Origin of the sequence: Microbacterium sp., assembly GCF_031988965.1 — a bacterium.
In the GTDB taxonomy this organism is placed as follows: Bacteria; Actinomycetota; Actinomycetes; order Actinomycetales; family Microbacteriaceae; genus Microbacterium.
The window spans coordinates 1-1,407 of record NZ_DALZXX010000287.1 but is presented as its reverse complement, the minus strand read 5'-3'; the positions used below and the strand labels follow the sequence as shown (position 1 = coordinate 1,407).

Below are 1,407 nucleotides of genomic sequence, written 5' to 3'. Positions count from 1 at the left end.
ACAGGATGCCGTGCTCGTTGAGGTGATCGCCGCCGAAGGACTGACGGTCGTGCTCGTCGACCGCCCCGACGCCGACGACGCCCAGCGGTCGCTGATCGAGCGCGCGGCCGACCGCGATCCCGACGCGGTGGTCGTGAACGTCGGGCTGCCATCGCAGCGCCCGCTCGCTCTCCCCGTGGTCGAGGTGGGCGCCGCGAGCCGCATCGGAGCACAGGCCGCCAGAGAACGGCTGCGCAGAGCATACGCGCGCGGCGGCGCCTCGTCACCGGGTGACGTCGAAGAAGACGACTGAGGCAGGATGGCACCGTGGACGCTGATGTTCTTGCACTGGTACGCCGAGCCGTACCTCGCCTGAGCGCCGCGGAGGCCAAGGTCGCCGAGACGATACTCGGCGACCCCACCCTCGTCGTCGATCTCGCGATCAACGATCTGGCGCGGCTGTGCAGCACGTCGCTGTCGACGGTCGCCCGCTTCGCCCAGTCGCTCGGCTTCAGCGGATATCGCGAACTCCGTGTGGCCGTCGCACGCACGGTCACGCTGGCTCAGGCGCAGCAGGCGCGTTTCGGACTCGACACCACCGCGATCAGCCCGGACGACGAACCGGCGGCGATCGCCGCGAAGCTCGCGGCCCAGGAGATCGACGCGATAGAGAAGACAGCCCGGGGCCTCGACGCCGCGGCCCTGGACCGCGTGGCTCTCGCGCTGGTCGAGGCACGGCACATCGACCTGTTCGGGCAGGCGGCCTCGTCGCTCACCGCGCAGGACCTGCAGCAGAAGCTCGCGCGCATCGGATGCTCGGTCGCGCATTCCGCCGACCCCCACCTCGCGGTCACGACCGCGTCGCTGCGCTCGTCGAAGGACGTGGTCATCGGCTTCTCGCACGGAGGTGAGACGGCCGAGGTGGTGCAGGCGCTCGAGGTCGCGCGCGACGCGGGAGCCCTGTCGGTCGCCATCACGAGCGCAGGAGACTCCACACTGGCGCTGGCCGCCGACATCGCGCTGCTGACGCACGCGCACGAGTCGCCCTTCCGCATGGCGGCGATGTCGAGTCGCATCGCCCAGTTGGCGCTCGTCGACATCCTGTTCGTGAGGGTCGTGCAGCACCGCGGGGAGCCGGTGTCGATACCGCTGCGACTCACCCACGACGCGGCCGCGCCGCGCCGACGTCCTCCGCGCTGAGCCGGTGCGAGGCGTCGCCGGGAGTGCTCAGCCGACGTGGTCGCGCGTGCTGGTGAGCGCTCGCGTCGCGATCCGATGCGCTCGGGCGAGGCTGCCCGTCAGGGACAGCCCGTTGAGGATCCCCGCCAGGAATCCCGCGGCGAACGCGTCGCCGGCGCCGATCGTCTCGACGACGGGCGCATCCAGTGCCGAGCTGTCTGTCCGCTCCGCCCCCTCGAACGCGGTCGC

Annotated in this window: 2 protein-coding genes and 1 pseudogene; 2 read left to right on the top strand and 1 reads right to left on the bottom strand. The window is 71.4% G+C overall.

Annotated elements, in window-relative coordinates:
- Both RTM68_RS18805 and RTM68_RS18800 read left to right on the top strand, forming a co-directional pair.
- A pseudogene (locus RTM68_RS18805) lies at positions 1 to 292 on the top strand (hypothetical protein); the annotation flags it as partial.
- Positions 293 to 306: 14 nt separating this feature from the next.
- On the top strand, positions 307 to 1,179 hold the full coding sequence (locus tag RTM68_RS18800) for a MurR/RpiR family transcriptional regulator (protein ID WP_312173851.1): 873 nt from the start codon (positions 307 to 309) through the stop codon (positions 1,177 to 1,179).
- Between the two features lie 27 nt (positions 1,180 to 1,206).
- Here the strand turns inward: RTM68_RS18800 and RTM68_RS18795 are convergent.
- A partial coding sequence (locus RTM68_RS18795) for a PfkB family carbohydrate kinase (RefSeq protein ID WP_312173849.1) occupies positions 1,207 to 1,407 on the bottom strand: 201 nt, incomplete at its 5' end.